This window comes from Mesorhizobium sp. M7A.F.Ca.US.002.01.1.1 (assembly GCF_004022955.1).
GTDB lineage: Bacteria > Pseudomonadota > Alphaproteobacteria > Rhizobiales > Rhizobiaceae > Mesorhizobium > Mesorhizobium ciceri.
On record NZ_RZQE01000303.1, the window covers coordinates 1 to 7,430 of the forward strand.

Consider the following 7,430-nt stretch of genomic DNA (forward strand, 5'->3'; position numbering starts at 1 on the left):
GTTAACGGCGGGGCGACCAGGCAGGAATCCGTCCGGCTCGGCCTGCTTGCCCTTAGAGACCACGCGCCGGGGCAGGTTCTGATCCACGATGCCGTGCGTCCGTTTGTCGATGCGGACCTAATAGATCGCACCATCGCCGCCATCGGCGAGCGCGAGGGCGCATTGCCCGCTTTGCCCGTCGCCGACACGCTGAAGCGCGAATCGGCCTCCGGGGTGGTCGGCGAAACCGTTTCGCGCAGCGGTCTTCACGCGGCGCAAACGCCGCAGGGCTTTCCGTTCTGGCCCATCCTTGCCGCGCACGAGAAAGCCCATCATCTGGGAAAAATGGATTTTACCGACGATGCCGCGATCGCCGAATGGGCGCATATTCCGGTCAAGATCGTTCCGGGCTCGCCGGATAATGTCAAACTCACCTGGGCACGGGATATTGCGATGGCGGACCAGCGGCTTTCCGGCGAACGTGTGCGCTTTCCCGACATCCGAACCGGCAATGGCTACGACGTCCATGCTTTCGAGCCCGGCGACCATGTCACACTGTGTGGCGTCGCCATTGCACACGACAAGAAACTGTCCGGCCATTCCGACGCCGATGTCGGTCTGCATGCTCTGACCGATGCGTTGTTGGCGACCTGCGGCGCCGGCGACATCGGCACGCATTTTCCGCCGTCCGACCCGCAGTGGAAAGGCGCTGCGTCGCGGATCTTCGTCGAGCATGCGGCAGGGCTGGTGCGCGAGCGCGGCGGCCGCATCGCCAATGCCGATATCACGTTGATCTGCGAAGCGCCGCGCGTCGGCCCGCACCGCGAGGCGATGACGGCAGCCCTGTCGCAGATGCTGGCAATTTCCGCGGATCGCATCTCGATCAAGGCGACAACCAACGAGAAGCTCGGCTTCGTCGGGCGCGAGGAAGGCATTGCGGCGATCGCCACTGCCAGTGTGGTGTTTCCCGGCGAGGTGCCGGAATGACCAACAGCGACCTGGCAAATGCCTTGCTGCAAGCCTGCCAGAAACGCGGCATCATGCTGGCAACGGCGGAAAGCTGCACCGGCGGCATGATCATCGCGGCACTCACCGACATCGCGGGCTCGTCCGCCGTGGTCGATCGCGGCTTCATCACCTATTCCAACGAAGCCAAGATGGACATGCTCGGCGTTTCCGCCGCCACGCTCGATGCGCATGGGGCGGTTTCGCGCGAGACTGCGATCGAAATGGCGACAGGCGCGCTTACCCGTTCGCGCGCCGGGCTGACCCTGGCGGTTACCGGGATCGCCGGGCCTGGCGGCGGTTCGGCGGAAAAACCGGTCGGCCTGGTCTGGTTCGGGGTTGCGCTGGACGGCCGACCGATTGTCGCCGAGCACCAACTCTTTGCAGACAAAGGCCGCGATTTCATCCGTCGCGAAACGGTCCGGCAAGCGCTGGAACTGGGCCTGCAAGCACTCGGATAGGATTATAAAACGTTGGGCGGGCGGACCCGAAAGCCGGATTTGCGGCTACGTTTTCGATTCCGGGCTGCTTTGCCCCAAGTGTGGCTCCGTCCCAGCCAGCAGCCGCTGAATGTTGGCACGATGGCGCATAACCACGTAGATGCTGCCCGCAATCACCAGCAACCGATAGGCCAACGGTTGCTCCAGGCCACAGATGAGGGCGATCGCGGTCAACGCCGCTACCATCGAACTCAGGGAAACTATCCGAGACGTAGCCAGCACAGCACCAAAAGCCGCCGCAGCCCCCACACCTACCGGCCAAGACAGAGCCAGCAACACGCCAAGCCCCGTCGCAGCGGATTTGCCACCTGTGAAATTCAACCAGATCGAACGGCCATGTCCCAACAACACGGCAATTCCGGCCAGGCAAACAGCCCAAGGCACCCAGGCTTGCAGGTCAAGCGGGGTCGATGGCGTAACAAACGGCAACGTGATGAACCAGGGATAGAACCAGCGGGCAAAGACGATCGCCGCAGCACCTTTCAGCACATCCACCAGCAACACCACCAACGCAGGCCATTTTCCCAAGACCCGCAAAACGGTCGTTGCCCCGGTGGATTTGGAGCCATGCTCCCGGATATCGATGCTCTTGAGCAGCTTCCCCGCCAGATAACCCGTGGGCAGGGAACCGAAGAGATAGGCGATCGCCAGTCCAACGGTGCTCGCTATCCAGAAAAGCATGCGCAAGCCTCAAGACGGTTTTGTACCGTAGATGACGTCGGCGCGCTTCTCAAAGGCTTCGGCGAACATGCGGAAGGCACGATCGAACATGGTTCCCATGACCGCGCCCAGAATGCGGCTCTTGAACTCGTAGTCGATGAAGAAGCGGACGGCGCAACCGGCGCCGTCGGGTTCGAAACGCCAGACATTGCTCAAATATTTAAACGGCCCGTCGATGTACTTCACGTCGATGGTGTTCTCGTCGGGCTTCAGCAGTACCTGCGTCGTGAAGGTTTCGCGGATCGCCTTGTAGCCGATGCTCATGTCGGCAAGGAGAACGGTACGCCCGTCACGCTCCTTGCGCGAGCGAACCGTCAGCGCTTCGCAAAGCGGCAGGAATTGCGGATAGGATTCAACATCGGCGACCAAAGCGAACATCTGCTCGGGTGTATGGGATACGCGTCGGGTGGCTTCGAATTTTGGCATGAAACCGGCTGATTAAGCTGATTTCTTGAGAATCGCTTCCCGTGCCGCACGCAGCTTGGCGAAATCGTCGCCGGCGTGATGCGATGAACGCGTCAGCGGGCTGGACGCCACCAGCAGGAAACCCTTGGTCCGGCCGATCGTCTCAAAGGATTTGAACTCCTCCGGCGTAACAAAACGGATCACCGGGTGGTGCTTCTTCGACGGCTGCAGATACTGGCCTATGGTCATGAAGTCGACATTGGCCGAACGCAGATCGTCCATCAACTGCAGGATTTCATTCCGTTCTTCGCCCAGTCCCACCATGATGCCGGACTTGGTGAAGATCGACGGATCAAGCTCCTTGACCCGCTGCAACAGCCGGATCGAATGGAAATAGCGGGCGCCCGGACGAACCGTCAGATAGTTCGACGGAACGGTTTCGAGATTGTGGTTGAAGACGTCGGGTTTGGCCGCCACGACGATCTCCAGCGCGCCGTCCTTGCGCAGGAAGTCGGGCGTCAGGATTTCGATCGTCGTCAGCGGCGTCGCCGCCCGGATGGCGCGGATGACCTCGGCGAAATGCTGCGCACCGCCATCGGCGAGATCGTCGCGGTCGACCGAGGTGATGACGACATGGGTAAGGCCCATCTGCTTGACCGCATGCGCGACGCGGGCCGGTTCATCCGGGTCAAGAGCGGTTGGAATGCCCGTGGCGACGTTGCAGAAAGCGCAGGCGCGGGTGCAGATCTCGCCCATGATCATGAAGGTGGCGTGCTTCTTTTCCCAGCACTCGCCGATGTTGGGGCATCCGGCTTCTTCGCAGACCGTCACCAGCTTGTGCGACTTCACGATTTCGCGCGTTTCGGCATAGCCCTTCGACATCGGCGCCTTGACGCGTATCCAGTCGGGCTTGCGCAGGACATCCTGATCAGGCTTGTGCGCCTTTTCCGGATGCCGCAGGCGCGGTGCGTTGGCGATCGTATCGAGGACAGTGACCATCGGGAAACCTGGTTCATTGGCGAGCGCCAGTCAGGCGTTCGTTGTCATAACGTCATCTAGGACTTTTCGGCGCAAAGAAAAAGGCCGCTGCGGCGCATGCCGCAACAGCCTTTTTCGCATGGCAGCTCTCCAGGGATGTCAGCGGCGCACCAGACGCCCCGCCCAGATCAGCAGGCAGGCACCGATAAAGCCGGTGATCAGATAGGCAATCCAGCCGACGCCGAACGGGCCAAAATTGAGAGCCTGCAGAATGGCATTCAGTACGATCGCGCCGACGATGCCCATAACGATGTTCATCAAGATGCCGGTGTTGCTCTTCATGAACATTTCGGCGAACCAGCCTGCCAGGCCGCCGATGATGATGGCTGCTATCCAGCCGACGCCATTCAGGTGCATATGCCTTCTCCTTGTGTGATGGATGAAAGTGCATCCGCAAACGATGTACCTTGCCGCCGGGTTCCATCTGTAGCAGCGCTTTCAATCTATCACGCGTTGAGTGCGCGGCCATAGGCGTCGAGCACGCTTTCCTTCATCATCTCCGACAGCGTCGGGTGCGGGAAGATGGTGTGCATCAGCTCTTCCTCGGTCGTCTCCAGGTTCATCGCCACGACAAAGCCCTGGATCAGTTCGGTCACTTCGGCGCCGACCATGTGGGCACCGAGCAATTGACCGGTCTTCTTGTCGAAGATGGTCTTGATGAAGCCCTGATCCTCACCGAGCGCGATCGCCTTGCCATTGGCGGCGAACTGGAAGCGCCCGACCCGGATATCCCAGCCCTCTGCCTTGGCCTTGGCTTCGGTCAGGCCAACCGAGGCGACCTGCGGATTGCAGTAGGTGCAGCCCGGAATCTTCAGCTTGTCGGTGGCATGTACGCCAGGAAAATCAGCGATCTTCTCGATGCACACGACACCCTCATGTTCGGCCTTGTGGGCGAGCATCGGCGGGCCGGCGACATCGCCGATGGCATAGATGCCCGGCACATTGGTCTTGCCGTAACCATCGATGACGACGCAGCCGCGTTCGGTCTTCACGCCAAGCGCCTCGAGTCCGAGGCCCTCGATGTTGCCCTGCACGCCGACGGCCGAGATCATGCGGTCGGCGGTGATCTTCTCGACCTTGCCGTCCTTCATCTCGACATGCGCGGTGACCGAGTTCGTGCCCTTCTCGACCTTGGTCACCTTGGCTTCGAGGATGATCTTCATGCCTTGCTTCTCGAACTGCTTCTGCGCGAACGTCGAGACTTCGGCGTCCTCGACCGGCATCACCGCCGGCAGCAATTCGACCACCGTCACCTCGGCGCCCATTGTGCGGTAGAAGGAGGCGAATTCGATGCCGATGGCGCCCGACCCCATGACGAGCAACGACTTCGGCATCTCCTTCGGCACCATGGCCTCGAAATAGGTCCAGATCAGCTTTCCGTCCGGCTCGATGCCGGGCAGCGCGCGTGGCCGGGCGCCGGTCGCCAGGATGATGTGCTTGGCGGTATAGGTGCCCTCGCCCTTGACGCCTTTCGGCACCGGCGGCTGTGGCTCCATCGGCTTCTTGGCCGTCTTGGACACGACGATCTCGCCCGCCTTCGAAAGCTTGGCCTCGCCCCAGATGACGTCGACCTTGTTCTTCTTCATCAGGAAGGCAACGCCGCCATTGAGCCGCAGCGACACCTTGCGCGAGCGGTCAACGACGGCCGATGTGTCCACGCTGACCTTGCCGTCGAGCTTCAGCCCGTAATCCTTCAGGTGATCCGAATACTGCATGATCTCGGCCGAGCGCAGCAGCGCCTTGGTCGGGATGCAGCCCCAGTTAAGGCAAATGCCGCCGAGATGCTCGCGCTCGACGATCGCCGTCTTGAAGCCGAGCTGCGCGGAACGCACCGCGGTGACATAGCCGCCGGGACCGGAGCCGATGATGATGACGTCATAGTTCTCAGCCACGGGTTTTCTCCTTCACAATTCCAGCATGACGCGCACGACTGGTGTCAGCGCCTCGCCGATGTTTCGCGTATTTTCGGCGTCAAGATGAACACCGTCGAGAGGTGTGGTTTGCGCCACGCTGCCGGCGTCGAAGAAGCCGCAGCCGGCCTCATCGGCGAGCGCGGCATATTGCGGTGCCAAAAACTTCGAGGCGTCGTCGCCGCCGGCAAACATTTCCTTGAACTCGGCATTTTCGGTGCGACTGACGACAGGCGGCGAAACAATCAGGATCTGCGGCGCCGGCCAGTCGAACGGATAATCGTGACCGCGCACGATGTCGATCAGCCGCTGGATACCCTGCTTGGCCGCGACGGGATTGCCGTGGATCCACGGCTTCATGTCGTTGGCGCCGAGCATGATGACAATCAGGTCGATCGGCGCATGGGTTGTCAGCACCGTTGGCAGCAGCCTGGCGCCGTTGCGATCAGCACCGGCCAGGTGGTCGTCGAAGGCGGTGGTACGGCCATTGAGGCCTTCGGCGATAACTTCGACGCCACCATCGAGCCCGGCCTGCAGCACGCTTGGCCAGCGGTCTTCCAGCGCATGGCGGCCACCTTCGGCATTGTAGCCCCAGGTCAGCGAGTCGCCGTAACAAAGAACCGTCTTCATGCGCCCACCTGTGCGTCGATCAACCCACGCTTCACCCGCCATCCATGGGTTGTGACCGCCCGTTTCCGAGGAGCCAGTCCGGTGGCGAATCCGGAAATGATGAAAGCGAAGAGGCTGGTGAAGACTATCCGCACCGCCCTCTCGCTTCCCTAAACCAGCATGCCCATCGGGTTTTCGATCAGCCGCTTGAAGGCGACCAGCAGTTCGGCACCCAGCGCACCGTCCACGGCGCGGTGGTCGGTCGACAGCGTCACCGACATCACGGTGGCTATTCTGATCTCGCCGTTCTTGACCACTGCCCGCTCCTCGCCGGCGCCGACCGCCAGGATGGTCGCGTGCGGCGGGTTGATGACCGCGGCAAAATCCTTGATGCCGAACATACCGAGATTGGACACCGCCGTGGTGCCACCCTGATACTCTTCCGGCTTCAGCTTGCGGCTGCGGGCGCGACTGGCGAGGTCCTTCATCTCGTTGGAGATGGTGGACAGCGTTTTTTCGTCGGCATGCCGAATGATCGGCGTGATCAGGCCGCCGGGGATCGACACGGCAACGCCGACATCGGCGTGCCTGTGCTTGACCATGGCGCTTTCGGTCCACGAGGCATTGGCATCGGGCACTGCCTTCAGCGCCATCGCCATCGCCTTGATGACCATATCGTTGACCGACAGCTTGTAGGCCGGTGCCTCGCCCTTGTCGGTCTTCTTCACCGGGGCTGCCGCATTGATGTGCGTGCGCAGCGCCAGCAGCGCATCGAGCTCGCAGTCGAGCGTCAGGTAGAAATGCGGAATGGTGGTCTTGGCCTCGACCAGGCGGCGCGCAATGGTCTTGCGCATATTGTCATGCGGGACAAGGTCGTAGGAGCCCTGTTCGAACAGTTTCAGGACCTGATCGTCCGACATCGCCTTTACCGGCGCGGCAGGAGCAGCAGCCGGCACGCCAGCCGGAGCCTTGGCGGCAGGCGCCGTCTGGGCGCCGCCACCGGCAATGGCCGCGTCGACATCCGCCCTCACCACCCGGCCATGCGGGCCGGTCCCAGATACGGTCGAGAGGTTCAGGCCGGCCTCACGGGCCAGGCGCCGGGCAAGCGGTGTTGCACGGCCGGCCGATGGCGATTGGCCGATCTCCCCCCTTGTGGGGGAGATGCCAAGTGGCGGCAAAGAGGGCAGGGCAGAGGGGTGAGTGACAGAATGAGACGTTGGCGCGACAGCGCCCTCCTCTGTCGACTTCGTCGACATCTCCCCCA

The 7,430-nt window shown here is 62.0% G+C and carries 9 protein-coding genes; 2 read left to right on the forward strand and 7 right to left on the reverse strand.

Features of this window, described 5'->3' with window-relative positions; genetic code table 11:
- Both EN932_RS24310 and EN932_RS24315 read left to right on the forward strand, forming a co-directional pair.
- Positions 1-966 (forward strand): bifunctional 2-C-methyl-D-erythritol 4-phosphate cytidylyltransferase/2-C-methyl-D-erythritol 2,4-cyclodiphosphate synthase (locus EN932_RS24310; RefSeq protein WP_128369119.1); only part of this gene is annotated, 966 nt, incomplete at its 5' end.
- Positions 963-1,445: a CinA family protein gene (locus EN932_RS24315; RefSeq protein WP_024505192.1), complete on the forward strand. Its 483-nt coding sequence runs from the start codon at positions 963-965 to the stop codon at positions 1,443-1,445. The genes EN932_RS24310 and EN932_RS24315, both read left to right, overlap by 4 nt.
- Before the next feature lie 45 nt (positions 1,446-1,490).
- Here EN932_RS24315 and plsY read toward each other — a convergent pair whose 3' ends face one another.
- From plsY to EN932_RS24350, 7 genes are all read right to left on the reverse strand, one after another.
- Entirely contained in the window at positions 1,491-2,165 is a 675-nt protein-coding gene (gene plsY, locus EN932_RS24320) for a glycerol-3-phosphate 1-O-acyltransferase PlsY (RefSeq protein WP_128369120.1), read from the reverse strand.
- A gap of 9 nt (positions 2,166-2,174) precedes the next feature.
- Positions 2,175-2,630: a type II toxin-antitoxin system RatA family toxin gene (locus EN932_RS24325; protein ID WP_013531488.1), complete on the reverse strand. Its 456-nt coding sequence runs from the start codon at positions 2,628-2,630 to the stop codon at positions 2,175-2,177.
- A gap of 12 nt (positions 2,631-2,642) precedes the next feature.
- On the reverse strand, positions 2,643-3,608 hold the full coding sequence (gene lipA, locus EN932_RS24330) for a lipoyl synthase (RefSeq protein ID WP_024505190.1): 966 nt from the start codon (positions 3,606-3,608) through the stop codon (positions 2,643-2,645).
- A gap of 138 nt (positions 3,609-3,746) precedes the next feature.
- Positions 3,747-4,004 (reverse strand): GlsB/YeaQ/YmgE family stress response membrane protein, encoded by a 258-nt coding sequence (locus EN932_RS24335; protein WP_127370325.1) that lies wholly within the window; start codon positions 4,002-4,004, stop codon positions 3,747-3,749.
- A gap of 89 nt (positions 4,005-4,093) precedes the next feature.
- Positions 4,094-5,539: a dihydrolipoyl dehydrogenase gene (gene lpdA / locus EN932_RS24340; protein ID WP_127385759.1), complete on the reverse strand. Its 1,446-nt coding sequence runs from the start codon at positions 5,537-5,539 to the stop codon at positions 4,094-4,096.
- A gap of 12 nt (positions 5,540-5,551) precedes the next feature.
- The gene (locus EN932_RS24345) at positions 5,552-6,187 is read right to left on the reverse strand and encodes an SGNH/GDSL hydrolase family protein (protein WP_024505188.1); all 636 of its coding nucleotides are present in this window, start codon (positions 6,185-6,187) and stop codon (positions 5,552-5,554) included.
- Positions 6,188-6,336: 149 nt separating this feature from the next.
- The coding region (locus tag EN932_RS24350; protein ID WP_128369121.1) for a 2-oxo acid dehydrogenase subunit E2 at positions 6,337-7,430 on the reverse strand (1,094 nt) is incomplete at its 5' end.